Below are 26,626 nucleotides of genomic sequence, written 5' to 3'. Positions count from 1 at the left end.
CACCCGTGGGGTGGCGGCGACAATGCGAGCTCTCCGCAGTGCCACCGGGTTCGGCCGTCGGCACCGGGGTCAGCGGATGATCACTTGGCCTTCTCGATGATCTCGATGAGACGCCAGTGCTTGGTGGCGCTGAGCGGACGCGTCTCCATGATCCTCACGAGATCACCGGGACGAGCCTCATTGCGCTCGTCATGGACCTTGACCTTCTTGGAGCGACGGAGGACCTTGCCGTAGAGCGAGTGCTTGTAACGCTCCTCGACCTCCACGACGACGGTCTTGTCCATCTTGTCGGACACGACGTATCCACGACGGACCTTGCGCTGGCCGCGCTCCCGCGGCTCGACACTGGTGGTGTTCTGCTCGCTCACTTGGACTCCTGACTGCTCGGGGCGGTGCGGATGCCGAGCTCACGCTCGCGCACGATCGTATGGATACGGGCGATGTCGCGACGCACGGCCTTGAGTCGGCCGTGGTCCTCGAGCTGTCCGGTCGCCGCGGCGAACCGGAGGTTGAACAACTCAGCCTTGGCCTTGGAGAGCTCCTCGGCGAGGCGCTCGTTGTCCATGGCGTCCAGGTCGGCCGGAGTCAGATCCTTCGAACCGATGGCCATCAGACGTCACCACCCTCACGAGTCACGAAACGGGTCTTCATCGGAAGCTTGTGCTGCGCACGACGCATGGCTTCACGGGCGAGCGCCTCGTCGACGCCGCCGAGCTCGAACATGATGCGTCCGGGCTTGACGTTGGCGATCCACCACTCGGGAGCCCCCTTACCCGAGCCCATACGCGTCTCGGCGGGCTTCTTGGTCAACGGGCGGTCGGGGAAGATATTGATCCACACCTTGCCGCCGCGCTTAATGTGACGGGTCATGGCGATACGCGCCGCCTCGATCTGGCGATTGGTGACGTAGGCGGGCTCGAGGGCCTGGATGCCGTAATCGCCGAAGGCGATCCGATTGCCGCCCTTGGACAGGCCCGTACGGTGCGGACGGTGCTGCTTGCGGAACTTGGTTCGACGGGGGATGAGCACGATTCAGGCCTCCCTTCCCTTGTCTGCGGCAGCGTTCTCGGTGGCCGGGGTCTGCTCGGCCTGCTGCTCACTGCGGCGCTGAGCGCGGTCCGCCCGACGGCCCCCGCGGCGCTCGCCCCGGCCGCCACGACCGCGCGGGCTGGACTCGGCCTGCTGACGGGCGAACTCGCGCTCGGTCATATCGCCCTTGTAGATCCACACCTTGACGCCGAGACGGCCGAAGGTGGTCTTGGCCTCGTAGAAGCCGTAGTCGATGTTCGCCCGCAGGGTGTGCAGCGGCACACGGCCCTCGCGATAGAACTCCGAACGGCTCATCTCGGCCCCGCCCAGGCGGCCGGAGCACTGCACGCGAATGCCCTTGGCCCCGGCGCGCGCGGCCGACTGCATGCCCTTGCGCATGGCGCGGCGGAAGGAGACACGACTGGCGAGCTGCTCGGCAATGCCCTGAGCGACGAGCTGGGCGTCCATATCGGGGTTCTTGACCTCGAGGATGTTGAGCTGGACCTGCTTGCCGGTCAGTTTCTCGAGCGAGGCGCGCAGACGCTCGGCCTCAGCACCGCGGCGACCGATGACGATGCCGGGCCGCGCGGTGTGCAGATCGACGCGGACCCGGTCCCGGGTGCGCTCGATGTCGACCTTGGAGATGCCGGCGCGCTCCATGCCGCTGCTCATGAGACGACGGATCTTGACGTCCTCGTCCACGAAGTCGCGGTAGCGCTGACCGGGCTTGGTGGAGTCGGCGAACCAACGCGAACGGTGGTCCGTCGTAATGCCCAGGCGGAACCCGGTCGGGTTGACCTTCTGCCCCATTACCGGGCTCCTTCCTTCTCGGTGGAGTCGGCGCGGTCGCCGACGATGACGGTGATGTGGCTGGTCCGCTTGAGGATCCGTCCGGCACGCCCCTGAGCGCGGGGGCGGAATCGCTTGAGGGTCGGGCCCTCGTCGGCGTACACCTCCGTGATGAACAGTTCGTTCTCATCGAAGCGCTCGCCGTCGCGCTCGGCCTTGAACCGGGCATTGGCGATGGCGGACTCAATGACCTTGCGCACCGGGACCGCAGCGGCCTGCGGAGCGAAACGGAGCACACCCACGGCCTCGACAGCGCGTCTGCCGCGAACGACGTCCACAACGCGACGCGCCTTCATCGGCGTGCAGCGCACATATTTTGCCTGCGCCTTGGCTTCCATGTTCTCTGCCTCTCTGACTTCCACCGGCGTCAGCGACGCGACTTGCGGTCGTCCTTGACGTGCCCGCGGAAGGTGCGGGTCGGAGCGAACTCGCCGAGCTTGTGGCCCACCATGGACTCGGTGATGAAGACCGGGACGTGCTTGCGGCCGTCGTGGACGGCGAAGGTGTGTCCGAGGAAGTCCGGGGTAATGACCGAACGACGGGACCAGGTCTTGATGACATTCTTGGTGCCCTTCTCGTTCTGGGCGTCCACCTTCTTCTGAAGGTGATCGTCGACGAAGGGTCCCTTCTTCAGACTGCGCGGCATACCAGGCTCCTATCAGCGCTTCTTGCCGGTCCGACGACGACGCACGATGAGGCGGTCGCTGGACTTGTTGGGACGACGGGTACGGCCCTCGGGCTTGCCCCACGGTGAGACGGGATGGCGACCACCGGAGGTACGGCCCTCACCACCGCCGTGCGGGTGATCGACGGGATTCATGACGACACCGCGAACGGTCGGACGCACGCCCTTCCAGCGCATGCGGCCGGCCTTGCCCCAGCTGATGTTGGACTGCTCGGCGTTGCCGACCTCGCCGACCGTGGCGCGGCAGGCGGCTTCGACGTTGCGGACCTCGCCGGAGGGCATGCGCAGCTGCGCGTACTTGCCCTCCTTGGCGACCAGCTGCACCGAGGTCCCGGCGGAACGAGCGATCTTGGCGCCGCCGCCAGGGCGCAGCTCGACGGCGTGCACGACGGTGCCGGTGGGGATGGCGCGCAGCGGCAGGTTGTTGCCGGGCCTGATGTCGGCATTCGCCCCGGCCTCGACCATGTCTCCCTGGCCGAGCCGGTTCGGCGCGAGGATGTAGCGCTTCTCGCCGTCGACGTAGTGCAGCAGGGCGATGCGGGCGGTGCGGTTGGGGTCGTACTCGATGTGAGCGACCTTGGCCGGCACGCCATCCTTGTCCGCCCGACGGAAGTCGATGATGCGGTAGGCGCGCTTGTGCCCACCGCCCTTGTGACGGGTGGTCACCCGACCGTGGTTGTTACGGCCGCCGGTCTTGGACAGCGGACGAACGAGGGACTTCTCGGGCTCGCTGCGCGTGATCTCGACGAAGTCGGCCACGGAGGAGCCGCGGCGCCCCGGCGTCGTCGGCCTGTACTTACGGATTCCCATGTCGATCCTCTCCCTTCCGTGTCAGTTCGCCACGTCGCCGAAGATGTCGATGGTGCCCTCGCGCAGCGTGACGATCGCGCGCTTGGTGTCCTTCGACTTCCCCGTGCCCGTGCGGGTGCGGCGGGTCTTGCCCTGACGGTTCTGGGTGTTGACCGAGGCGACTTTGACGTCGAAGATCGCCTCGATGGCCTGCTTGATCTCGGTCTTGTTGGACCCCGGCGCGACGAGGAACGTGTACTGTCCGCGGTCCATACAGGCGTAGGACTTCTCGGAGACGACCGGCGCGACGATGACGTCGCGGGGGTTCTTGGACTTCTCGAGGCTCACTTGGACTCCTCCTCGCTCCTGCCCAGGAAGCGATCCAGGGCGGCAGCAGTGAAGACGACGTCGTCGCTGTTGAGGACGTCGTAGGTGTTGAGCTGGTCGGCCCGGATCACGAGGACATCGGGCAGGTTGCGCAGGCTCAGAAAGGACAGGGCGTCCTCACGGGGCACGACGACCAGCGCCTTGCGATCGGTCAGGTTGCGCAGCCCCGACAGCGCCTGCTTGGTGGAGGGCCTGTCGGCCACGAGGAACTCGGTGATGACGTGGACGCGGCCGTTGCGGGCGCGATCCGACAGTGCCGAGCGCAGGGCGGCGACCTTCATCTTCTTGGGCGTGCGCTGGGCGTAATTGCGCGGCTGCGGGCCGTGCACAGTGCCGCCGCCGGCGAACTGCGGGGCGCGGATCGAGCCCTGGCGGGCGCGGCCGGTCCCTTTCTGACGGTAGGGTTTGCGGCCACCACCGCGAACCATGCCGCGGGTCCTGGTGGCGTGGGTGCCCTGGCGGGCCGCGGCGAGCTGAGCCACGACCACCTGATGCATGAGCGGGATATTGGGCTCGACGTCGAAGATCTCGGCGGGCAGCTCGGCCGTGCCGGTCCGCTCGCCCTTCGAGTCGACGATCGCGACGGAGAGTGGCTCTACCATGGTGTCAGGCTCCCTTCACGGCGGACTTCACGGCGGTGCGGACGACGACGACCGCGCCCTTGGGACCGGGAACGGCGCCGCCCACGAGGAGCACGCCCTTGTCGGCGTCGACGCCGCGAACCTTCAGGTTCTGGACAGTGGTGGTGGCATGACCCATGCGGCCGGCCATGCGCAGGCCCTTGAAGATGCGGCCCGGAGTGGCGCAGGCGCCGACCGAGCCGGGCTTGCGATGGTTGCGGTGCGCACCGTGGGATGCGGAGACGCCCTTGAAGCCGTGGCGCTTCATGACGCCCGCGAAACCCTTGCCCTTGGAGGTGCCGGTGACATCGACCAGCTGACCGACCTCGAAAGTCTTCGCATCGAGCTCTTGGCCGGGAGCGAATTCGCCGGCCAGACAGGTGCGCACCTCGGCCACGTGCCGACGAGGAGAGACCCCCGCCTTGTCGAAATGGCCTTTGAGGGGCTTGGTGACCTTGCGCTCGTCGATCTCGCCGAAGGCGAGCTGGACGGCCTCATACCCGTCGGTCTCGATCGTACGGATCTGGGTCACGACATTGGTGTCGACGCGTACGACCGTGACGGGGCGCAGGACGCCCTTCTCGTCCCAGATCTGCGTCATGCCGAGCTTGGTGCCGAGCAGTGCCCTGGTGGGCGCGGCGGCGGCCGGCTGGTTCAGCGTAGTCATGGCCTCTTACCTCAGAGCTTGATTTCGATGTTGACGTCGGCCGGCAGGTCGAGCCGCATAAGCGAGTCGACGGCCTTCGGCGTCGGATCGACGATGTCGATCAACCGCTTGTGCGTGCGCATCTCGAAGTGCTCACGGCTGTCCTTGTACTTGTGCGGCGACCGGATGACGCAGAACACGTTCTTCTCGGTCGGCAGCGGCACGGGGCCCACGACCGTCGCACCCGCGCGGGTCACGACGTCGACGATCTTGCGCGCTGAGGAGTCGATGACCTCGTGGTCGTAGGACTTGAGCCGGATGCGGATCTTCTGTCCCGCCATGGCGCCTCACCTCTCTTGCTTTCGTTCGACCGGTCCACGCACTCGGGCGTGTCGTGAGACGAAGCTCAGACTACGCTGTGAAGAAGATGGGCCGGTCTGGACACACGGAACCCGGTGGCCACCGGATCCGTCAGACTGAGTCCCGGGATCGATCCCGGGAAGCGGCCGAGCCGGGCACCAGGCCCGCTCGGCCCGACAACGCTAGCAGTGACATCCCGTGACGCGGAAGCGGAGGGGCGGCCTCGCCCCTGTGAGACCGCCCACCCAGTCCACGCGTTCGGGCGCGTCGCACGCCGAGCGCGTCGGGCCGGTCAGGCCCGGTGCTTGCGGGCCTTGGGCGGGTAGCCGGCGCGCCACACGTAGACCGCGTCGAGCACCACGCCGATCCCCAACGCGACCGCCCACCACGGGAATCTGGGCACATCCGGACGCTCGCCCGGGGCGGTGTCCTGATCGGGCGTGGGTATCCGCTCCCCCGTGACGAGGATGCGGTGGGTGTTGATCCCCAGCGGCGTGCAGGTCACGAGGGTGACCAGGTCGCGATCCGGGTCGGCCCGCAGCTCCTCGGTCTGCTCCGGTTCGACGACCTTGGTCTGCGCCACGCGGTAGGTCAGCACCTCGCCGAAGACCTCGATGGTGAAGGTGTCCCCCTCGCCGACCTTGTCGAGATTGGTGAACATGGTGGCGTTGGCCAGACCACGGTGCCCGGTGATGACGGCTCGGGTGCCGACGCCGCCCACGGGCAGGGAGGTCCCCTCCAGGTGCCCCAATCCCTCCAGGAGGGTCTGGTCCGCGGTGCCGTGGTAGACGGGCAGGTCCAGATCGATCGATGGGATGCGCAGGCGGGCCATGAGGCCGGCGCCGTTGGCGTCCAGAATGGAGTTGTACTCCAGGTCCGTGCCGGTTCCCGAGGAGTCCCCTGCTCCAACGGGTATGTGGTTGTTGGCCTCGAGCACGGCCCCGGAGCTCAGCGCGTCGTTGTACTCATGAGCCTGAGCGAGCTGGGTGGCGGCATCCGGATAGGCCTGGTCGACGGCGTCGGCGTAGTCGGCGACCACCCGGGACTGGTTGTACTGGGAGAACCAGCTCGCCGCCGTCGGGTAGGTGAACGTCAGCATGCCGATCAGGGCGAGGAGGGCGGGGACGAGGGAGAAGCGCGACAGACGCCAGCGGCGCCCCCCTCGGGCGGTCCCGGCCGCGCCCCCGGCGGGTCCACCGGCAGGACCGCTGAGGGACTCGCCGGCGGGGCGGGGGCGTTGAGGACGCCGTGGGCGAAGACGCGTACGAGTCCGCAAAGAGCTCATGGCGGTAGGTCTCCTGGTCGGGGTGCGGCGTGGCGGGGAGGCCTCGGGCCTCCCCGCCACGCCGCTGAGGTGCAGGGCTCGGGCTCCTGCCGGCGCCGATGGCTCTCACGCGTCGGCACGTGCCGCCACGCGCCGGCATGCGCCGCACGGCATCGGACAGGGGCCCGGCGCGGACTCAGCTCTTCTGCTCGCGCGTCCTGCGGGAGCGGGCGACGAGGGCCGAGCCACCGGCGATGGCGACGAGGATGATGCCGAGCGCCATCAGGAGCAGACGGCCGTTCGCACCGGTGAGCGGGAGCTGGGGCACGTTCTGCTTGGTGTTGGTGACGGTCAGGTCGTAGGAGCCGGTCGCCGTGACGCCGGTCTTGACCGTCAGGGGCGTGTCCGCGCTGGAGGGCAGGACGTATCCGGCCGGAGCGGCCGTCTCGACCAGGACGTAGCAGCGCTGAGCGTGGTCCGGGGTGACGGAGGCCTCGCCGGGAGCTCCGTTCTTCTTATCGACGAACAGGCCCGCGATGGACACCACGCCATCTCCGTCGGAGGTGAACTCGGTGGTGCCGTCGACCGAGATCGGGGCCCCGGTCCTGACCGCGCCCTCGCACGAGGCGGCGTACGGATCCTGGGCATCGTAGACCTGGAAGGTCGCGCCCTGGAGGGCCTTGCTGTTGTCGGCATCGGTCTTGGAGACCCTGACGTCGCCCCAAGAGGTGACGACCTTATTGGTGGGCGTGCCCGGCTCGTCCGGAGGGGTCAGCGGCGGGTTGTCCGGCGGGGTGGACTGGGGAACGGTGTCGACGTAGAACGTCGCGGTGTTGTCGATGACGCCGCCGTCGGGCACCGTGACGACCTTGGCGGTGAAGACGACCTCGACGGTCGAGTTCGGCTTGGTCTTGAGGAACTCCAGGCCCGCCTTGGTGAAGCCGAGCGAGACGGTCTGACCGGTCGTGACCGTGTAGTAGGAGCTGCTGACGTCCTCGCCGTCGATCGTCACCGAGGCAACCTGACCGTCCGTCAGACTGGCGTCCAGCGGGTCGGAGATGATGAAGTGCTTGAAGGAGTCGGTCGAGGCGATGCTCGGCACCTGCGCCTTCACCGGGTAGGAGACCTGAGCGTCGCTCTTCAAACCATTGGCGCTCACGTCCACGGTCTTGGTCGGGGCCTGCACGACGACGTTCTTCGGGTAGACGTTGACGTTGTAGAGCCAACTCCCGTCGGCGCTGGCGGTGTTCGCGGAGTTGTTCGGGAAGGGAACCGTCACCAGGAAGGGCGCGGCCTTGGTCTTGACGGTGCCGGGGGAGCTCGTCTCGCACACGAGGTAGGCCGCGACCGGCAGGTCGCCGATGCTCGTCTCGCCCTGCGAGTCGGTGGCGGCGCTGGCCTTGCCTCCATCGAAGGTGTAGGACCCCAGTGACGGGGTCTGGAAGTCGGCTCCGCAAGCGTCGGCCGGGACCTGGGTGCTCTGAAGACCGTCCCAGGCGGACTGGGTGGTCAGATCCAGATTGGTGATCCTGTAGGCCGTGAAGACGACGTCGGCGACGCCATCGCCGCCGGTGGCGGTCTGGCCGTCGGCGGTGCCGTTGGCATTCTGCGAGCCGGACTCGTGCTTGTGGATGAGGATCGACCCGGTCCTGCCGGTGTCGATGTTGCCGAGGTCGGCCGCCTGGGCGGCGGTCGTGGCCCCCAGGCCGGCGAGGCCGAGAGCAAGGGCGCCGACGGCGGCGGCCACGCGGCGTCCAAGGCCGCGAGGTGTGGTTCTCATGGGAAGGGGTGTCCTTTCATCGTGCGCGGTCAGCCGCGCGGATGCGGGATGGATGGGATGGACGGGCGGTTCGCCGAGCGCCCTCGCGGGACGGACCCGCTCGGGCGCCACGGCTCACGCCGCTCAATGGCAGTGCTTACTCAGGAGTGTGCGCGGTGCCTCCTCACGATTCCGGCGACCAGGGCGAGAGCGGCCAGCACCCCGCCTCCGATCAGGAAGATGTCCATGCCCAGGCCGCCGGTCAGCGGCAGCGTCGGCACGGTGGTCTTGGAATTCTCGAAGGCCGCATCGAAGGAGTAGTCGAGCCCATCGGGGGCGATCGTGAACTCGTGCGAGCTCTTGTCCACCTTGTATCCCGCCGGGGCGTCCTTCTCCTTCAGGGCGTACGCCTGGTCGCTCCAGCCCAGCCCGCTGACCTTGAAGGAGCCGGGCGCCGGATCCTGGTCCTTGTACGGGCCCTGCTCGCAGGTGGCCTGCTCGCAGTCGGAGATCACCGTGCCCTCGGGCACGTCCGGACCGGTGAGGGTCCAGGTCGAGCCCGACAGCGGCGCGGCGTTATCCGCGTCGACCTTCGTCCAGGTCACCGAACCGGTGAAGCGTCCATTGACCACGCCACCATCCACGACGCCGTCGGCGTCCTCCAGCGTCCCCTCGAGGGAGGAGCCGGTGATCTGAGTGAAAGTGAACGTGCCGGTGGCGGGGGTGTAGCCCGCGGGCGCCGCGGCCTCTTCGATCGAGTAAGTGCCCCATGTCAGGCCGGTCAGGCTGAACCTGCCCGGTTCGGGGTCTTGGTCCTCGTAGGGACCCGACGCGCACGTGTCGACACAGTCGGTCACGCGGGTGCCAGCGGGGACGCCGGGCCCCGACAGGGTCCACTGGGACCCGCCGAGAAGGGTCGTCCCATCGGCATCGAGCTTCTTCCAGGTCACAGAGCCCGGCTTCGTCTTATTGGTGATGGCGCATGTGACGCGGTCCTGATTGCGCACCGTCAGCGTCGCCTGGCCGTTGCTGGATTCGCCGACCGTCGACGAGTAGGACTCGCCGTTGGTGTCCGCAGTCTCCTGGCACTCCCACTGGCCGGGCTCGTACCCCGCGGCCTGCGGATCCTCCGAGCTCTCGGACAGGGACACCTCCCCTTGGGGGATGGACTGCGGGTCGCCCGTGGTGCCCTGGCCGGAGCGGGTGATCGCGCCGGAACTGCCCTCGACGGTCCACCGATCCGCGGACAGGCCGGGCACCTCGTCGGAGGCATAGGTGTTGTCCACGCTCTTGCTCAGCTGGAGGGTGGGGATGCGGATGGAGACCTTGTAGTCCTCGACCTCACCGGTCGCGGTGATGCCCGTGGGCTTCTGGCCGTCACCGCCGTTGTCGTTCGTCATGCGCACGCGCATGTAGCTGTCGGGTTTGGAACCGGGCTCGTCGTCGACGCTGCGCACGGTGTTCGTCACATCGTCGGGGACCTTCCACGTCAGCGTCGCGGCGCCATCGGTGCAGGCCACCTCATCGCTCTTCTCAGCGTCGTCGAAGACGCCGTTGTTGTTCCAATCGATCCACCCGGCGATCTTCCCCGAGCCCTCGCAGGTGAGGGACTCGGTATGGTTCTCGCCCGGCGCCGTACGGATACCGCCGTCCCACGTGGTGGTATCGATGGCGTCCTCGTCGTCGAACAGGCCGTCATCATCATCGCCCCGGGCATCGGCGCTGAACCTCTGATAGCCCTCGGCGTCGATGCGCTCGCCGAGGCGGGGGGCGCTGTGATCCAGAGACATGGTGGCCTGGGGCTGCACGCCGAAGGCGTCGGTGGTCGAGGTGACCTCGCCGCCCTGCCACGTGGGCTGGAAGAGGGCGCCGGAATAGCCGTAGGACTGCGGAGCGTCGCCGAAGTCGGTGGCGACGATCAGACCCAGCGCGACAGCCGAGTAACCCGACCCCTGCATGGTGATCGTAGCCTTGGTGGCGCCATCCATGAACATGACGGCGTCGGGGCCGCCCAGACCGTTGGGGCGGCTGTAGGACCCGCCGCTCTGATAGACGCACTCCTCGTCGCTAGGCATCAGGCGCAGGGTGCGGCCGCCGTCGGAGACCTCGGCGTCGGTGGTCACCTGCTTGCCGGTGTTCTTGGAGATGCACGACTGAGAGCGCATGGTGTCCAGGACGCGCCAGGTTACGTTCTGGTCGGTGCTGGCCTGAACCCATTCGTCGGCCCACTGGCTCGTCGCCCAGGACTTGATGCCGTAGCGCCTCGACGACGCCTCCGCGTCGGCGAAAACCAGACCCGCGACCGGGACGGAGGTGACGTTCCCGTCAGGGGCATGGAGCTCGGCCGTGCAGGAGTAGTCCACGCTCACGCGGGAGGCGTAGCCGGTCGGCTCGGTGCTGGAGCCCGGCGTCCCCCAGGGCTTGCCGTCCCATGTGCTGCTGCCGTTGTAGGCGTAGCCGTTGGCCAGGCCGATGGCCATCTGATTCTTGTTGACGTAGTCCCGGGGGTAGGTCAGGCCGTCGTGCCAGACCTCGCTGCCGTCGCTCCACTGGCCGGCACCGCCGACATTGTAGAGATTATCGAGGGCGTCGCCCGCCCAGGCTCCGGGGACGGTGGCCACCAGCGGACCGTTGGACTGCTGGTCGGACAGGTCCGGAGAATGGCCGAGATGCTGGAGGTTGGACAGAGTGCAGGTCGTGACGAGATTCCCGGCGTCACCCAGGTCCCGTTCATTGACGAAATCTTTGGTCTGCCCGTCCGATAGCACGGGAACATTCGGCTTGGCCTGATCTTTGAACTGGGTCTCGTAGTCCCCCCACTGAAGCCACTGGATGGCGTTGACATAACGGCCCGAACCGCCGGTTGCGAAAACGGCGGGAAGACTCGTGGCGTCGGAATCGGCATGAGCCGGCGCAGAATTCGGGACCGGGCTCAGGACAAGGGCCGCGCAAGCCCCGCTCGCGACGGCGAAGCCGGCGATACGACGAAGCATGCGGGCGGCACGGTGTACAGACACAACTCACTCCCATATTGCGGAGGCGGGCGCGGCGGTCCGCCGCGGTGGGACCCGCTCATCCAGGTACGGAAAGAGGTTATGGCCAGATCCGGAGAATCTTGGCACGAACCGATCTCGTTACGGCAGCGGTTCGGCAACGATGCGTATTGATACGAAAACGGGGCTCCCCCTCCGACCGTATTGGTCGGAGGGGGAGCCCCAACAGATTCTCGCTATTGCGAAGCGGCTGACCCGCAGTCAGGACGTCACTTGATGACCTTGGTGACGCGACCGGAGCCGACGGTGCGACCGCCCTCACGGATGGCGAAGCCGAGGCCCTCCTCCATGGCGATGGGCTGAATGAGCTGGACGCTCATCTCGGTGGTGTCGCCGGGCATGACCATCTCGGTGCCCTCGGGCAGCGTGATGACGCCGGTGACGTCCGTGGTGCGGAAATAGAACTGCGGACGGTAGTTCGAGTAGAAGGGGTTGTGACGGCCGCCCTCATCCTTGGTCAGGATGTAGACGTGGCCCTCGAACTCGGTGTGGGGGGTGATGGAACCGGGCTTGACGACGACCTGCCCGCGCTCGACGTCCTCGCGGCGGGTGCCGCGCAGGAGCAGACCGCAGTTCTCGCCGGCCCATGCCTCGTCCATCGACTTGTGGAACATCTCGATGCCGGTGACGGTCGTCTTCTGGGGCTCGCGGATGCCCAGGATCTCGACCTCGGAGTTGAGGGCGAGCTTGCCGCGCTCGACACGGCCGGTGACGACGGTGCCGCGGCCGGTGATCGTGAAGACGTCCTCGATCGGCATGAGGAAGGGCTTGTCCAGGTCGCGCTGCGGGGTCGGGATGTACTCGTCGACCGCGTCCATGAGCTCCTTGATCTTCGGGGTCCACTCGGGGTCGCCCTCGAGAGCCTTGAAGGCGGAGACCCGGATCACGGGGGCCTCGTCGCCGTCGTAGTCCTGGGAGGACAGCAGCTCGCGGACCTCCATCTCGACGAGCTCGAGAAGCTCCTCGTCCTCGACCATGTCGCACTTGTTGAGAGCGACCAGGAGGACCGGCACGCCGACCTGACGGGCGAGCAGAACGTGCTCGCGGGTCTGGGCCATGGGTCCGTCGGTGGCGGCGACGACGAGGATCGCGCCGTCCATCTGAGCCGCGCCGGTGATCATGTTCTTGATGTAGTCGGCGTGGCCGGGGGCGTCGACGTGAGCGTAGTGACGCTTCTCGGTCTCGTACTCGACGTGCGCGATGTTGATGGTGATGCCGCGCTGACGCTCCTCGGGCGCCTTGTCGATCTCGTCGAAGGGGGTGAAGGGGTTCAGGTCCGGGTACTCGTCGTGCAGGACCTTCGAGATCGCGGCGGTCAGCGTCGTCTTGCCGTGGTCGACGTGACCGATCGTTCCGATGTTGACGTGCGGCTTGGTCCGCTCGAACTTGGCCTTGGCCACTGGTGTCCTCCTGGGACTCGGGTAGTTCTCTTCGTCGGGACTCGACTAAGCACATGCTAGCCGTGACGACGCTGAGAGTCTCTACTGATGGATTGTTGGAAATCTTACTGGAAGTGCGCACCCCGCACGGGGCGCGCGAAGCCGGGCGATCGGACCCGGTCGGCCCCGCGAGGGTCACTCGCCCTTGGCTCTGGCGATGATCTCGTCAGCGATGTTCCGGGGCACTTCGGCATAGGAGTCGAAGGCCATCGAGTACACGGCACGCCCCTGCGTCTTGGAGCGCAAGTCGCCGACGTAGCCGAACATCTCGCTCAACGGCACGGCGGCCTTGATGACCTTGACGCCGACGGCGTCCTCCATGGACTGGATTATGCCGCGACGGGAGTTCAGATCGCCGATGACGTCGCCCATGTACTCCTCGGGAGTGCGAACCTCGACGGCCATGACGGGCTCGAGGAGAGCCGGGGAGGCCCTTCGCGCGCCTTCTTTGAAGGCCATGGACCCAGCAATCTTGAAGGCCATCTCCGAGGAGTCCACCTCGTGGTAGGCGCCGTCGAGGAGTGTGGCCTTCACGTCCACCACCGGGTAGCCGGCCAGCACGCCCGTAAGCATGGCGTCCTGGACGCCCGCGTCGACGCTGGGGATGTACTCGCGAGGCACGCGGCCCCCCGTGACGGAGTTGACGAACTCGTAGTGCGCCTTCTCCTCCCCATCCTCAGTCGCCGGGGCTTCCTCCAGAGGCTCGAAGGACATCTGCACCTTGGCGAACTGGCCGGAGCCGCCGGTCTGCTTCTTGTGCGTGTACTCGATCTTGTCGACCTTCCTGCGAATGGTCTCGCGGTAGGCGACCATCGGATTGCCGACATTCGCCTCGACCTTGAACTCGCGGCGCATGCGGTCCACGAAGACGTCCAGGTGGAGCTCGCCCATACCGCCGATGACGGTCTGGCCGGTCTCCTCGTCGAGCCTGACGGTGAAGGTCGGGTCCTCCTCGGAGAGCTTCTGGATGGCGACGCTCAGTTTCTCCTGGTCGCTCTTGGTCTTGGGCTCGATGGCCACGTGGATCACCGGGTCCGGGAACGTCATGGACTCCAGGATGATCGGCGCGTTCTGGGCGCACAGAGTGTCACCGGTGGTGACGTCCTTGAGGCCGATGAGGGCGTAGATGTGGCCGGCATGGGCCTCCTCCACCGGGTTCTCCTTGTTGGAGTGCATCTGGAAGAGCTTGCCGATGCGCTCCTTCTTGCCCTTGGTGGCGTTGAGGACCGTGTCGCCCTGGGAGACCTTGCCGGAGTAGACGCGCACGTAGACGAGCTTGCCGTAGAACGGGTGGGTGGCCACCTTGGAGGCCAGGGCGGCGAAGGGAGCCTTCTCGTCCGCCGGACGGGTGAGCACCTCCTCCTCGTTGCCGACGGCGTGGCCCTCGATGTCGGGGACGTCCAGCGGGGAGGGGAGGTAGTCCAGAACGGCGTCGAGCATGGGCTGGACGCCCTTGTTCTTGAAGGCCGAACCGGCCATGACCGGAAAGGCCTCGCCGGCGATGGTGAGCCTGCGGATTCCCGACTTGATCTCGGCGACGGTGAGCTCCTCGCCCTCCAGATACTTCTCCATGAGCTCGTCGTCGGCCTCGGCGACCGCCTCGAGGAGCTCGCCGCGCAGGGCCTCGGCCTTGGCGACCAGCTCGGACGGGATCTCCTCGTACTCGACAATGGCTCCGCGGGTATCCTTGCCGGCCGCATCCTTCTCGGGGAAGCGAACAGCGCGCATCTCCAGGATATCGACCAGACCGGAGAACTCGCTCTCGGCACCGATCGGGAAGTTCAGCACGATGGGCTTGGCATGAAGACGATCACGGATCGTCTGGACGGAGAACTCGAAGTCGGCTCCCAGCTTATCCATCTTGTTGATGAAGCAGATGCGCGGAACATTGTACTTGTCGGCCTGGCGCCACACGGTCTCGGACTGGGGCTCAACGCCCTCCTTGCCGTCGAAGACCGCGACGGCGCCGTCGAGCACGCGCAGGGAGCGCTCGACCTCGACCGTGAAGTCCACGTGGCCGGGAGTGTCGATGATATTGATCTGGTTGTTCTTCCAGAAGCAGGTGACGGCCGCGGAGGTGATGGTGATACCGCGCTCCTTCTCCTGCTCCATCCAGTCCATCGTCGAGGCGCCGTCATGCGTCTCACCGATCTTGTAGTTGATGCCCGTGTAGAACAGAATGCGTTCGGTCACGGTCGTCTTGCCGGCATCGATATGGGCCATAATACCGATGTTGCGGACCTTGGTCAGGTCTGTCAGCACGTCGAGTGCCACTAGTGAAGTCCTTCGTTCGTGAGATTGGGAGTGGGACGCCGGCCGAGGCGAGCGGGGAGCGGCCCGGCCGGACGTGCGGCTTATTACCAGCGGTAGTGCGCGAAAGCCCTGTTGGACTCGGCCATCCGGTGCATGTCCTCGCGGCGCTTGACGGCGGCGCCCAGGCCGTTGGAGGCGTCGAGGATCTCGTTCATGAGCCGCTCGGTCATGGTGTTCTCGCGGCGCTGGCGAGAGAAATCCACGAGCCAGCGCAGCGCGAGGGTGGTGGCGCGGCCCGGACGGACTTCGACCGGAACCTGATAGGTCGCGCCGCCGACGCGACGGGAACGGACCTCCAGGGCGGGACGAATGTTGTCCAGGGCGCGCTTGAGGACGGTGACCGGGTCCTGGTCCGTCTTGGAGCGCACGCCTTCGAGAGCGCCGTAGACGATCCGCTCGGCCGTGGACTTCTTGCCGTCCAGAAGAACGCGATTGACGAGCTGGGTGACGACCGGCGAGCCGTAGACGGGGTCGACGGCGAGCTGACGCTTGGGCGCGGGACCCTTACGAGGCATTACTTCTTCTCCTTCTTGGCACCGTACTTCGAGCGCGCCTGCTGACGCCCCTTGACACCCTGGGTGTCGAGGGAGCCGCGCACGATGTGGTAGCGGACGCCGGGAAGGTCCTTCACACGGCCGCCGCGGACGAGCACGATGGAATGCTCCTGAAGGTTGTGTCCCTCGCCGGGAATGTAGGCCGTGACCTCGATACCGGTCGACAGGCGCACACGGGCGACCTTGCGGAGGGCGGAGTTCGGCTTCTTCGGCGTGGTGGTGTACACGCGGGTGCACACGCCGCGCCGCTGCGGGCTGGACTTGAGCGCCGGCGTCTTCGACGACGAGCGCTTAGTCGAGCGGCCCTTGCGGACCAGCTGCTGAATTGTAGGCACTACTCAATCTCCATGCTGACATGCATCTGGACGGTTCGCTGCCCACGCACCGGCCCCGCTCCCCCGCGTTGGGCGCGTGCCTCCGCGGAGCCGGGCCGGCCCGCGTCCGGTGGGCGGCTGCAACGGCCGGCGGACGACCGGTTGCAGCGCATCACCCACGCACTCGCGTCCGGAGCCCCATGATGGGGCCCGTCGGTCCCCGCCGCGGCAGACCCGCGTGGCGTCCATCGACCGGATCAGCCGGTCCGATTGAACCGACTGGTGCCGATCGTTGAGTCATCAGGCCGAATCGTCGGGACGCTGGGGACGGAATGGAGAACGGCAGCCCGCATGCGGGCACCGTCGGCGAGAATACCGAGGGCGTCGGCGCCCCGCCAGACGAGCAGGGCGTCGGCCTCAGTGGTCCTGGACACGTCGAGACGGCTCGCCCGCCCGCGCCGCATAGGCGCGATACGCGCGGACGGGCGGATCGTCCTCACCCCGCCGGCTCCGTGCGCTTAACCGTCACGGTGGGCTCCTCCTGGCCATCAGTCCACGTGACCTCGCCGGAGAACCTGAACTGGGTCCTGTTCGGTTTGGGGGCCGAACCTCCGCCCTTAGGAGGATCGGGCGTAGTTGTAATAGATATTACATCGCTTGTGAAACGCGTCCCCGATTCCATGGTGACGCTCGTGGCGTCGGTGGTCACCTCGAGACTGGCGAGATGGCTCGACTGCGTGGCGGAGGGGCACACGGGATCCATATTGGTCGGCACCGTGACGCAGGCCTTGGCCCTGGACTTGACCGAGGACAGGACGAGGTCCTTGAGGGCCTGGGTCGGGGTCCCGCCGACCTCGACCGTCTCACCGGATGCCGACGGCATGGTCTTCGCCGTGGACGTGGAACCAGACGGCTTGATCTCGAGCGACGTCGTATCCGGCGTGAGGTACGTCGAGCGGGACGACCCGCCGGCTATGTCGTAGACGCCGAAATACGCGTACTGCACCGTCTTGTAGGTCGCGGGGGCGGACGCCGAGGAGGACGAGGAGCCGCCCTCCCTCTCCAGCGGCACCTCCTGACCCCCGACGATCAGGGAGTCGAACGACGTCGACGTCAGCGTCACCGGGGAGGCCGGGGAGTCGTCGATCTCCCAGTTATCGAGCAGCCCGTACTCCGAATCACCCTTGGTCAGCGAGAAGGTGTAATCGAACTTCTGCCCGTCCAAAGAGAAGGTCGCATCGACGCTGGCGTGATCGCCGTCGACGTCTGCGTCCTTGACGCGGATCGACGTGATGCGGGAGGTCGCGGCGCCCAGCGCCTCATCGGTCAGGAGAAGCCGCTTGTCGTTGGACACCCCGGGGTCGACCATCTCGTTGGCGGCCTGCGCGTGCCCGTCCGCCAGGAGGTTGAGGTAAGTCGCGACCTCCTTGTCCGGGCTGCGACGGGAGTTGAGAACGTGCACAGCCACGACGGCGGCGACGACCAGGACCAGGACCAGGCTCAGAACACCGACGCCCGTGCGCAGCCGCCGGCGGGTCTTCGGGCTCATCGGCGCGGGCGGGGGTGGAACGGCACCGGCCGCGGTCGACGGGGCCGGCGCCGAACCGACCGCGGGGAAGGCCCCCGTCGCCGCCGAAACCGCCGACGGAGCCGACGGGGCCGGCGCCGAACCGACCACGGGGAAGGCCCCCGTCGCCGCCGAAACCGCCGACGGGGCCGACGGGGGCGGTGGAACGGCACCGGCCGCGGTCGACGGGGCCGGCCCGGGCGGCCTGTTCGCCCTCTGCCCGGAGGATCCGGCCAGCCAGGCCGACACGGCGCTGCGGCCGGCGCACAGGGTCAACAGCCCGGTGGCGCTGGTGTAGAGCCAGGCCGGAACGTACTCGGCCAGAACAGAGACGATCATGCCTACGATGCCGAGCGTCAGGCCCGCCGACCAGGTGGCTCCGGCGGCACCGGAGACCGGTTGCCCGAGGAGGCCGCCGCTCAGGCGCAGCGGCAGGAGCAGATTGAGCACGACGACACCGACCACGAGGACCGCGGCGCCCAGCGCCCAGGTGCGCGTCAGGTCGGGCCGGACGAGCCGCACGCGTCGCACACCCACGCGCGCGGCCGCGGCGAGGACGACGACGAGCAGGGCGAGGAAGAGCAGCACCGAGACGCCTCCGAGAACATCCCAGGCGTAGACAGGCTCGACGTTGCGCAGCAGGGACTGAATCCCCGCGTCGGCCAAGCTCCCCGAGGACGAAGCCCCGGTCACCGTCAGCCCGCCGAGGCAGCCCAGGCTCAGCGTGTACAGCGCTAGATTCGGCAGGTAGACCGGCAGCGCCAGGATCAGAGGCCCGTCGCCGTTGCTCAGGGCGCCGATCACGGTTCCGGGAACGACCAGACCGCCCATGACGAGACCGGCCACCGTCGTCAGCGCGGCGAGCTCGGAGAGGACCTGCCGCAGCCCTGCCGGCATCATGAGCGCCAGCGTCTCGCCGCCGCGCGCGGCCACGAGCGCGACGAAGACGACGAGTGCGACGACGATGAGGGTCAGCGGCGCGCTGGAGCGCACGTCGCCGATCTCACCCCCGTCCACGGAGGTGAAGGAGGACGTGGCGGTGAGTACGCAGGCGGCGAGGGCGGTCGCCGCGGCCTCCACCGCGGCCCGGGCGCACAGCCCGCCGAGAGGCGCGCCGGACCCGTCAAGACCGGCGCGCCGCGTCGCTACGAGGTAGACGCCCGCCCCAGCGGCCAGAAGCGTGCCGAGGGCCGGCATCGAGACCGACACGTTCGCGCCGCCCAGGCCGGCCGACACGCTCATCGACAGGCGGCCTCCCAGGCTCGCCCCCATGAGGACCGGCAGCAGGGAGAAGCTCACCTGCAGGTCCCTGCTGGGAACGACGCCTTGGATGGCCAGGATCAGCAGCACCGCCGAGATGAAGGCCGCCCCGATGACGACGGCGATCGTGATGCCCAGCGACGTCAGGCCCGGGGAGGTCAGCAGCGGTGCCAGGGACCGCTGCACGGGGCCCGGTGACGCCGGGCGGCCGAATGCGCCGGGAGCCTCCGGCCGGTACGTGTCGAATCCGGGCGGGCCGGCTCCCGGAGCGGGCGCGGCGTCCGGAGCGGGCGCGGCAGAATACGCGCCACCGCCCGGCGGCACCGCTCCGGGCGCCGGCGTCGTCGGAGCAGGAGGCGGGGGAACCGGGCCCGGGACCGCCGGAGCCGGCGCCTGCGGGGCGCCGGGGTTCTCGGGGGTGTCGGAGGGGGAGCCGCCCGGCTGCGACTCCCCCGACGCCTGGGGCGCCTCGGGATCGGGCGGCGGGGTCGCATCACTCATGGTGAGACCTTCCTGGAACAAAAAGTGTGGCTGTATTGTGATCCGCCGACCGTCGAGCGATCAACCGCCTCCCTGCTGCGCAAGCGCCCCCGTCCGAATCGTCCGAGCCGGCCGAACGGGCAGGTCCGCCGCTCCAGCGCACCGATTCAGAACACCACGCCGGAGCGGCTGAACCCCCACAGGATGGGGTCGAGGACGCGGAACGGGGAGATCCCGCGCTCGGTGAGCCTCTCCCGGTGCTGCGGCGTCTCGCCCAGCGAGGAGACGGCGAAATGGCGCATCGACGCGATCTTGCCGTCTCCGACGGCCTGATCCGCCAGCAGGGTGACGGCGTCCTCGCCCATGTACCCGAAGATCGAGCGCACCTCGGCATCGAGGAAGGCGGAGTCCGCCTCCAGCACCCGCGCCGCCTGCGCGCACGGCATCTTCGCGCGAATCATGGTGTCGTCCCAGTTGAAGTGGGCGGCCGGGTTGGCCAGTGCCGGCGCCATAGGGCTATTGGCCCTCGGCAGCTGCTGCAGGGAGTCGAACTTGCACAGGGTCAGCGCGAGGTTGGGATGACCCGAGCTCATCTGCGACAGGATCCTGGGCAGGACCTCGCCGGGCTTCACGCCCGTGCGACTGGTGTCCACCTCGGGGATGAGCCCCGAGAGCATCTTGCGAATCGAATCCAGCATGAGCGGGTCGAATAGGAACATGACGAGGTCGGCGCGATCGACGAAGCTGAAGGCGGGGTCGCGTCCGCTGAGGTCCTGAAGATCCTCACCGGCGATGTCGCGCATGACCAGGTGGAGGCGACCCAGGTCGCCCCCGGCGAGTTCCCAGATCAGCGGGTCCTTCTGATAGGCCCCGCCGCCGCTCATGCGGGGAGTTCCCTCCATGACCACGTTCCTGCGGTAGAGCGGCACGTAGTAGAAGTCGTTGTAGACGTCCTGGGTCCCCTGGGTCAGAGCCGTCAGGATGACGGCGCGCTGCTGGGCGTAGCGCAGCAGCATCTGCACGGCCACGGCGATGTACACGGACTTGCCGGTGTCGCGCGCGCCGGTGACGGTCATGGTGAACACAGGCGTCCGCCTCCAGTCCGCGGGCAGATCCCGATGGCAGACGAGGCAGATCTCCTGGGAGGTCTGCATGCCGCAGCGCCGGCACAGCACGTACGACGGCAGCTGCTTGGTCTCCGTGCTGCGCACCATCCGGTACACCGGCGGGACCAGGTAGGGCTGGCCGGCATAGGCGGTCGCCTGGGAATCGGGTTCGGCACTGCACGCGCCAACGCATCGCAGGCCGATCTCGTCGGCCGGCAGGGGCGTGAAGCAGTACGGACAGGCGACGGTCATCAGTCGGCTCCATTCCGGGACGAGGACGGGCTGAGCCAGTCCAGGAGGGGGGCGAGCGCCTCAAGGGTTCCGCGGGTGAAGGCCGCGTCGGTCCGGGCCAGCTCCTCCCACACCTCGGGCGGGGGCGTGTAGGCGTCGCCGGGCAGCGCCGTCGACAGGTCCGCGGCGCCGACGACCAGGCACTCGCCTTGGCCGGGCGGCAGCGGCAGGTCCGTGACGACGATGCGGCGCCCGCCGTCCGCCCCGCCGCCCGGCCCCGCCTCAACGCAGCCGACGCCATCGTTACGAGCGCCGGCGATGACGGCGCGGTGAATCGTCGGCCCGGCGACCTCGGCCGTGACGTACAGGTCGTTGAGGAACCTCGTGAGAGCCTCGACCCGCGGGGCGAAACGACGCATGGAGGAGGAGGTGTCGATCACCACGTCGGTGACCGTGGGTCTGAGGGGCCGCCCCTGCTCGGCCCTGCGCTTGGCGCACCAGCCGCCCAGTCCCGTCGTCGCGCCACCGCCCTCCCCCGGTCGGGCGATGATGCCGCCCTCGCGCCGGGAGAGTTGGAGGACCGGGGCGCTGATCCGACCGGCGACGGGTACCCGCTTGAGCAGGAAGGAGTGCCCTCCTCCGGTCGAATCCACGGCCAGGTCGATGGTCCCGTCGCCCGGGAACGGCTCCCCCGCGGCGCTGCGGACCCGCACCCCCACCGGCCCGCGGTCGCCGACCGCACCGGTGGGGAAGGCGACGACGTCGTGGGCCGGGCCGAGGTACTTGGGCGGGCCGGACGTCCCCGTCACCTCCAGCCTCGCCGCGACGGCGGAGACAAGACTGATCCGGATGGCGCCGTCGTCGACCAGCGACAGCATCTGCCACTGTCCGCTTTCCAAGATGTCGGGCATCATGTACTCCTTTCGCGTCCTGCGGCCCGGTGGCCGCCGAAGAGCCTGCGCCGCAGGCCGGAGGCCCCCCTGGCCGGGTCGGCGGGCAGGACGCACCCGTCCAACCAGCGGTCGGCGTCCGGCGCTTGCGCCATCGCACTCACCAGCTCATCGCGCAGCGCCCGCCCCCACTGCGGCCCCAGGTAGACGTACCAGGCGCGCACGATGGCGCGCACCGTCTCGTCGCGCCCGCCCAGCGCAGCGCTGGAGCGCTCCTCCGCCCCCCTCACCTCGCTCAGCTCCCGGCGGACCGAGGCGAACAACTCCTCGGGGATCTCCGTATTGTGATCGCACCAGTACAGGCGGTCCACGGCTCGCGCCAGCAGTCTGCCGGCACCGGTCTCCCCCGGAGCGGCGAGCAGGCCGGGGTCCCGGTCCAGGTGGGCGTCCAGCTCCTGCACCGCCGCGCCCCAGGTGCGCTCGTGCCCCGGCAGTCTCACCGGCCGGCCGTTCCACACCACCAGGGTCAGCACCGCCAGGGCCTTGCTCCGCGCCGCCGCCACCGTCGGGGAGGCGGCCAGCGCCGCGTCGGCGCCCAGCACTCCGACCGCGACGAGGACGTTGCTCGCGTACGTCACCGCGGCGTCCACGCTGCTGCGCGTCATGAGCGGGGCGTGATGGACCAGGACGACCAGCGACACCGCCGTCGGAACCGAGAAGCGAGTGTAGACCGCCCGGCCCATCGAGGCCTCGGGGTGAGCGCGCCCGGCCAGAAGCTCGCGGCAGATGCCGGCGGACGTCGGAGACCGCGGGTCCGCCAGCAGCGCGGGGGCCAGGACGTCCCACGCATTGCGCCACCCCTGCGGGCGGGTCCGCAGCAGGTCGACGGTGGCATGGGCCGCGAGCGCACGGGCGGCATCGGCCCTGATCTCGAAGCTGCCGGTCACGCCGTTCAGCGCCTCGACGGCGCGCCCCGCCTTCGCCGCGTCGGGGTCGTCGACCAGGTCGGTTAGGGCGATCTGGGCCGTCAGCCCGGTCAGTCCCTCCCGCATCGCGCCGTGACCGAGCCAGGCGACCGCGTCGTGGGACATCCACGGGATCGCCCTGTCCCGGGCAGGCTCCTCGCGGAGCACCTGCTCGACGAGCCGCGCCAGCCGCGCCCTGCACCGTCGAGCCAGGTCGAGCCGGACGACCCGTTCACGCAGCCCTGTGGGATCCTGATCGGCCGCGAGGGCCCGGGCCGCCGGAAGGAGAAGCTCATCCGTCCTCGCCCGCGGCAGCACCACCCCGTCGCGCGTCAGCCGATCGACCATGACGAGGACCGCCGTGTCCCGCCGATCGTGGGAGACGGTGTCCACGGCCGTCTCCAGCGCAGGGCCCAGAGCCCGTCTCCCCTCCTCGCTCCCGCTCCACGAGCTCAGGCGGTCCGCGGCGCGCCGGTCGCAACGGCGGGCCCCCTCCAGCAGCCAGCGCGGAGCGCGGACCGCGGTCTCCACGTACTTGCGGGCCAGCCCCGTGACGACGCCCTCCGCAGGTGCGCGCTCGGGGAGGGCCGACAGCTTGTCGTACCAGTACGCCGGATCGGTCCGCGTCGACCCGAGCACCCGATCGCCGACGACGGCGACCAGGTAGTCGTCGTCGACGACGGCCCTCGGCTGGCAGGCGACGAGTTCGTGGTCGGCGGCCTCGTCCACCGGTCCCTCCCCCCGGTCCGAACCGGTCAGGACGCCCGGGTCGCAGGCCTCGGCCATCGCCAGCGGCCATCCCGGTGTCAGGTCCCGGTGGTCCGACAGCCGATCGAGGACCTCGCGCACGACCTCGACTCCGGCCACCCAGGCTCCCAGGTCGGTCGTCATGCCGGCGACGAGCCGCGCCCACGCGGTGGCCGGCGGGAGCGTCGGCGGAGCCTGCGGGTCGACGACGACGACGCCGCGGCGCGCGCTCAGCGCCTCCAGGTCTCGGCGGGGGACGCACGCCAGGTCGACGCCCGACGCCATCAGGGACTCGATGTCCCTGGCCGAGCCGACTCTCTCCAACGTGGAGAAGCCCAAGCGCCTTCCGGTGCATGGAGCGCAGGTGCGCTGCAGCGCCCCCACCCACAGCGCCGCTTCGTCGGTCGAGTCCGTGCCGAGCAGCACCGTCGTCGTCTTGTCCGCCGGTGCGTCGGCGCGTCGGGCGAGCACGTCACCGAGCAGGTCGGCCAGCGCCACCAGGACCGCAGCGCGCCCCGATTCCGCCATGAAGTCGGCGACGGAATCGTCCGAGACGTTCCGGCCGGGGATGATCTCGCCGGCGGCGGGCATCCTCGTCGCGCGCACCTCGTCGGGGCCGAACGGGACGCGCCAGCCCGGTGAGCGCCACAGGTCGGCGGTGCAGACCGCGGGCCGCTTCTCATCGGCCAGCACGGCGATATGGGTCATGGTGTTCGGACGGCCGGTGGCGTCGGCGCCAGCCGGTGCCGTGTGCACCAGGACCGTCCCGTCGGCTGTCGGCACCTGGGCCAGGCGGCGGGCCGCGCTGCCGACCTCCTCCGGCGTGGGGAAGCCGGACAGGGGCGCGACCGGGTTCAGCCGAGGCTCGACGAGGGCGAGCAGGCGCGAGGCCGTCGCGTCGTCGAGGGTCGGGGACCGGGCGAGAATCTGCCAGCCACCGGCCCTGGCGCCGTCGACGACGCGGTCGGTGTTCGTGTACAGCAGCTGGCGCACGGCCCCGCGGTCCGCGTCCGTCGCTGCGGGGATCGGCGCGGGACCCGCCGTGGACGTCGTCGTTGAATGCGTCATCATCTCATCTTGATCAGGTGGCCGAGGTCGGGGTCGATGAGGCAGTAGCGTTCGAGGGCCTGATGCTGATGGTCGTCGTCCATGGCCGAGCCGGGATAGGAGTCGACCATGAGACGGAAGTAGCCGGGACCGGCCTGGGCGTGGTCGAACCACAGCGACAGATCCCGCCCCTGCGGGGGCACGCGCACCGCCGTCACCGGCGTCTGGCCGCCGTCCTTGGTGGGCCGCTCCAGGTAGACGGGTATGCGCCGGCCGTCGTTGGCGTGCAACGGCAGCCGATCGCCCCTGTGGATGAGGGCCACTCCGATGACGTCGTTCTCGCTCGTCACCCCGTGAATCGCAGTCAGCGTCACCTCGACGAGGGTCCGGCCGAAGAGGGCCGCACCGCGACGGACCCACCCGCCCCGGCCGATCCTCTCCCCGGGCCACGACAGGGTGTACCGGTACTCCCACTGGGCGGGCACGTCGACGCTCGTGGGAGCCGACAGGATCTTCTCCCCTTCGAGATAGGTCACCGCGGTCGCGTGGAGGCGACCGCCTCGCGACGCCAGACCGCCGGGAATGATGACCCCGCCCTCCAGGCGGTAGGCGTCCTGCGTTACGACGGCGATCGGCGCGGCGGCCGGGTCGACGGGAGCTCGGGCGTCGGTCAGCCGCAGTTCGACGCTCGTGGCCTCACCCGGCCAGGTGAAGGTCACCAGGTCCCACTCCCGGCGCCGGGCCAGGGTCAGATGCCCGACCTCCCCCGCGCGCTTGAGCCGAACAGGGGCCCCGATGGTCGCCTGGTCGTCCGCGTGCACAGTCACCGGCGTGAGATGAACGGTGTCCCAGTCGGCGCCCGCGGGCCACACGACGTTCTCCAGGGTGCGCAGCTGACGGCCGGGCGCGTCCGACTCGCCGATCCCGGCCGCCGCGGAGATGGCGGCGTCCTCCGGCAAACCGGCCTGGGCGAGCTGGGAGACCGGCACGGTGCGGCGCTCGAGGGCCTCGGGGGCCACCGGCGAGCTGGTGCGGTAGATGGTGACCGAGGTCGACGGCGTCTGCGTCCAGCGCACGGTCAGGGACGTGTCCGCCCCGTTGCCCCGGCGACGCTCGACGCTCAGATCGTCGATCGCCTCGACGACGACATCGGGAATGATCTGCCTGCGCGCGGGGGGCGAGGTGTAGCGCCTGCCAGCGGCCTCCACCTCGACGGCGGCGACGTAGTTGTGGGTCTTGCCGCCCTCGACGTCGAGGTCCTGGAAGCCGGCGCCGTTGTTGGGGATCCTGTACTCGTCGGACATCCATGACGAGCCGCGCAGGAACCGCCCCACCGGCTGGTCCAGGGGCAGACGCGCGGTGCGCACGCTCACGCGCACGCCGGGAGGCGCCGGAGGGGGTTCCCAGGCGGCGTCGACCGAGCGGGACTCAGCATCGAACGTCAGGGTCCAGCCCGCCAGCTGATGGACGATCACCCGACTGGCCACCCGCCGGCACTGCCCGAGGATCCTGGGATCGGAGGAGCCGCCCAGCCGGGAGTACCCCCAGACGGTGATGAAACGCACCGCGGAGGTCAATGGGGTTTTGTCCCAGCAGTCGGTGCCCTCGGTGACGGCGACCTCAGTGAAGTCGTCCGGGCTGTAGGGGTCCTCCAGATCGGAGACGACGACGCGGTAGACCTCGCCGTCGCCCGCATCCGGCCACGCGTAGTGAAGACGACCCTCGACGTGCTGGACCTGGACGCCGACATGGTTGCCCGACTCCTCGAAGGAGTCGAGGTCCTCCCGGGAGTAGTCGTAGGCGGGGAACACCCACGGGGGCCGAGGCGCCGCGGCCTCTCGCCGCGGGTGTGCGGGGCCGTTCGACCGACGCCACTCGGGCGGAGCCGCCGGCGCGCCCGGCCGAACGGCCCGAGCGTTCTGATCCGCGGAAGTCGGCGAAGGGCCGAAGCGGCTGTTGAGCATGAGCGAGACCGGCAGCGCCACGCTCATGGACAAATCCTCCCGCCCCTCGAGCACTCGCTCCACGATCTCCTGGGGTGCGAATCGGGTGCCGCCGTCGACGTCCTCCCCGGTGCGCAGGAGCTGCTTCCAGGTCGAGGGGCGCAGATGCTCCCGCGCCTCGGGCGGCGCCTGCGGCATCCACTCGTTCATCGCCTGAGTGAATTCACGCAAGTTGATGGGCATTGTCGGATCCTTGTCGCACAATCGAACAGCTGAGACAGCGCAATGGCGGAGACGGTCGCAAGACGCTCCTGAAACGGAGACGGCTT

At 68.9% G+C, this 26,626-nt stretch carries 24 protein-coding genes; all 24 read right to left on the bottom strand.

Annotated elements, in window-relative coordinates; genetic code table 11:
- Positions 1 to 80: 80 nt before the first annotated feature.
- Complete coding sequence (gene rpsQ / locus HMPREF9062_RS04680) at positions 81 to 368, bottom strand: 30S ribosomal protein S17 (RefSeq protein ID WP_009748898.1); 288 nt, start codon at positions 366 to 368, stop codon at positions 81 to 83.
- A complete protein-coding gene (gene rpmC / locus HMPREF9062_RS04675) occupies positions 365 to 610 on the bottom strand; it encodes a 50S ribosomal protein L29 (protein WP_009748897.1) in 246 nt (81 codons plus the stop codon). Before rpmC ends, rpsQ begins: the two co-directional genes overlap by 4 nt.
- A complete protein-coding gene (gene rplP / locus HMPREF9062_RS04670) occupies positions 610 to 1,029 on the bottom strand; it encodes a 50S ribosomal protein L16 (RefSeq protein WP_009748896.1) in 420 nt (139 codons plus the stop codon). The genes rpmC and rplP overlap by 1 nt, the downstream gene beginning before the upstream one ends.
- Before the next feature lie 3 nt (positions 1,030 to 1,032).
- A complete protein-coding gene (gene rpsC / locus HMPREF9062_RS04665) occupies positions 1,033 to 1,839 on the bottom strand; it encodes a 30S ribosomal protein S3 (protein ID WP_009748895.1) in 807 nt (268 codons plus the stop codon).
- Positions 1,839 to 2,216 carry a 50S ribosomal protein L22 gene (rplV, locus tag HMPREF9062_RS04660; protein WP_034253760.1) on the bottom strand — a complete coding sequence of 126 codons (378 nt, stop codon included), beginning with the start codon at positions 2,214 to 2,216 and terminating at the stop codon, positions 1,839 to 1,841. Before rplV ends, rpsC begins: the two co-directional genes overlap by 1 nt.
- A 29-nt stretch (positions 2,217 to 2,245) precedes the next feature.
- Entirely contained in the window at positions 2,246 to 2,524 is a 279-nt protein-coding gene (gene rpsS / locus HMPREF9062_RS04655) for a 30S ribosomal protein S19 (protein ID WP_009748893.1), read from the bottom strand.
- 12 nt (positions 2,525 to 2,536) lie between these two features.
- Positions 2,537 to 3,373, bottom strand: coding sequence for a 50S ribosomal protein L2 (gene rplB / locus HMPREF9062_RS04650; protein WP_009748892.1), 837 nt, complete (start codon positions 3,371 to 3,373; stop codon positions 2,537 to 2,539).
- 21 nt (positions 3,374 to 3,394) lie between these two features.
- Positions 3,395 to 3,700 carry a 50S ribosomal protein L23 gene (rplW, locus tag HMPREF9062_RS04645; protein WP_009748891.1) on the bottom strand — a complete coding sequence of 102 codons (306 nt, stop codon included), beginning with the start codon at positions 3,698 to 3,700 and terminating at the stop codon, positions 3,395 to 3,397.
- Positions 3,697 to 4,341 carry a 50S ribosomal protein L4 gene (rplD, locus tag HMPREF9062_RS04640; protein ID WP_009748890.1) on the bottom strand — a complete coding sequence of 215 codons (645 nt, stop codon included), beginning with the start codon at positions 4,339 to 4,341 and terminating at the stop codon, positions 3,697 to 3,699. The genes rplW and rplD overlap by 4 nt, the downstream gene beginning before the upstream one ends.
- Before the next feature lie 4 nt (positions 4,342 to 4,345).
- Entirely contained in the window at positions 4,346 to 5,026 is a 681-nt protein-coding gene (gene rplC, locus HMPREF9062_RS04635) for a 50S ribosomal protein L3 (RefSeq protein WP_009748889.1), read from the bottom strand.
- Positions 5,027 to 5,037: 11 nt separating this feature from the next.
- Positions 5,038 to 5,346, bottom strand: coding sequence for a 30S ribosomal protein S10 (gene rpsJ / locus HMPREF9062_RS04630; protein WP_003786051.1), 309 nt, complete (start codon positions 5,344 to 5,346; stop codon positions 5,038 to 5,040).
- A 311-nt stretch (positions 5,347 to 5,657) separates the two neighbouring features.
- Positions 5,658 to 6,650 (bottom strand): class C sortase, encoded by a 993-nt coding sequence (locus tag HMPREF9062_RS04625; protein WP_009748888.1) that lies wholly within the window; start codon positions 6,648 to 6,650, stop codon positions 5,658 to 5,660.
- Between the two features lie 175 nt (positions 6,651 to 6,825).
- Positions 6,826 to 8,409, bottom strand: coding sequence for a SpaH/EbpB family LPXTG-anchored major pilin (locus HMPREF9062_RS04620; protein ID WP_034253759.1), 1,584 nt, complete (start codon positions 8,407 to 8,409; stop codon positions 6,826 to 6,828).
- A 140-nt stretch (positions 8,410 to 8,549) separates the two neighbouring features.
- Positions 8,550 to 11,405 (bottom strand): CshA/CshB family fibrillar adhesin-related protein, encoded by a 2,856-nt coding sequence (locus tag HMPREF9062_RS04615; RefSeq protein ID WP_009748886.1) that lies wholly within the window; start codon positions 11,403 to 11,405, stop codon positions 8,550 to 8,552.
- Positions 11,406 to 11,650: 245 nt separating this feature from the next.
- Entirely contained in the window at positions 11,651 to 12,841 is a 1,191-nt protein-coding gene (gene tuf / locus HMPREF9062_RS04610) for an elongation factor Tu (protein ID WP_009748885.1), read from the bottom strand.
- 174 nt (positions 12,842 to 13,015) lie between these two features.
- A complete protein-coding gene (gene fusA / locus HMPREF9062_RS04605) occupies positions 13,016 to 15,154 on the bottom strand; it encodes an elongation factor G (protein ID WP_009748884.1) in 2,139 nt (712 codons plus the stop codon).
- 83 nt (positions 15,155 to 15,237) lie between these two features.
- Positions 15,238 to 15,708 carry a 30S ribosomal protein S7 gene (rpsG, locus tag HMPREF9062_RS04600; protein ID WP_009748883.1) on the bottom strand — a complete coding sequence of 157 codons (471 nt, stop codon included), beginning with the start codon at positions 15,706 to 15,708 and terminating at the stop codon, positions 15,238 to 15,240.
- Positions 15,708 to 16,082: a 30S ribosomal protein S12 gene (gene rpsL / locus HMPREF9062_RS04595; protein ID WP_008729379.1), complete on the bottom strand. Its 375-nt coding sequence runs from the start codon at positions 16,080 to 16,082 to the stop codon at positions 15,708 to 15,710. The genes rpsG and rpsL overlap by 1 nt, the downstream gene beginning before the upstream one ends.
- A gap of 236 nt (positions 16,083 to 16,318) precedes the next feature.
- Positions 16,319 to 16,495, bottom strand: a complete 177-nt coding sequence (locus HMPREF9062_RS04590; RefSeq protein ID WP_156789972.1) for a hypothetical protein — start codon at positions 16,493 to 16,495, stop codon at positions 16,319 to 16,321.
- Positions 16,496 to 16,557: 62 nt separating this feature from the next.
- Positions 16,558 to 19,389 carry a hypothetical protein gene (locus HMPREF9062_RS12105; RefSeq protein ID WP_156789971.1) on the bottom strand — a complete coding sequence of 944 codons (2,832 nt, stop codon included), beginning with the start codon at positions 19,387 to 19,389 and terminating at the stop codon, positions 16,558 to 16,560.
- Between the two features lie 146 nt (positions 19,390 to 19,535).
- Entirely contained in the window at positions 19,536 to 20,726 is a 1,191-nt protein-coding gene (locus HMPREF9062_RS04580) for a hypothetical protein (protein WP_009748879.1), read from the bottom strand.
- Positions 20,726 to 21,616 (bottom strand): hypothetical protein, encoded by an 891-nt coding sequence (locus tag HMPREF9062_RS04575; protein WP_253270658.1) that lies wholly within the window; start codon positions 21,614 to 21,616, stop codon positions 20,726 to 20,728. Before HMPREF9062_RS04575 ends, HMPREF9062_RS04580 begins: the two co-directional genes overlap by 1 nt.
- On the bottom strand, positions 21,616 to 24,375 hold the full coding sequence (locus tag HMPREF9062_RS04570) for a GAP1-N2 domain-containing protein (RefSeq protein WP_156789970.1): 2,760 nt from the start codon (positions 24,373 to 24,375) through the stop codon (positions 21,616 to 21,618). The genes HMPREF9062_RS04575 and HMPREF9062_RS04570 overlap by 1 nt, the downstream gene beginning before the upstream one ends.
- Positions 24,375 to 26,540 (bottom strand): hypothetical protein, encoded by a 2,166-nt coding sequence (locus HMPREF9062_RS04565; RefSeq protein WP_009748876.1) that lies wholly within the window; start codon positions 26,538 to 26,540, stop codon positions 24,375 to 24,377. The genes HMPREF9062_RS04570 and HMPREF9062_RS04565 overlap by 1 nt, the downstream gene beginning before the upstream one ends.
- Positions 26,541 to 26,626 lie beyond the last annotated feature (86 nt).

Source organism: Actinomyces sp. oral taxon 448 str. F0400 (genome assembly GCF_000220835.1).
Lineage (GTDB): Bacteria > Actinomycetota > Actinomycetes > Actinomycetales > Actinomycetaceae > Actinomyces.
The sequence above is the reverse complement of the archived record's forward strand: the minus strand, read 5'-3'. Positions and strand labels throughout refer to the sequence as shown.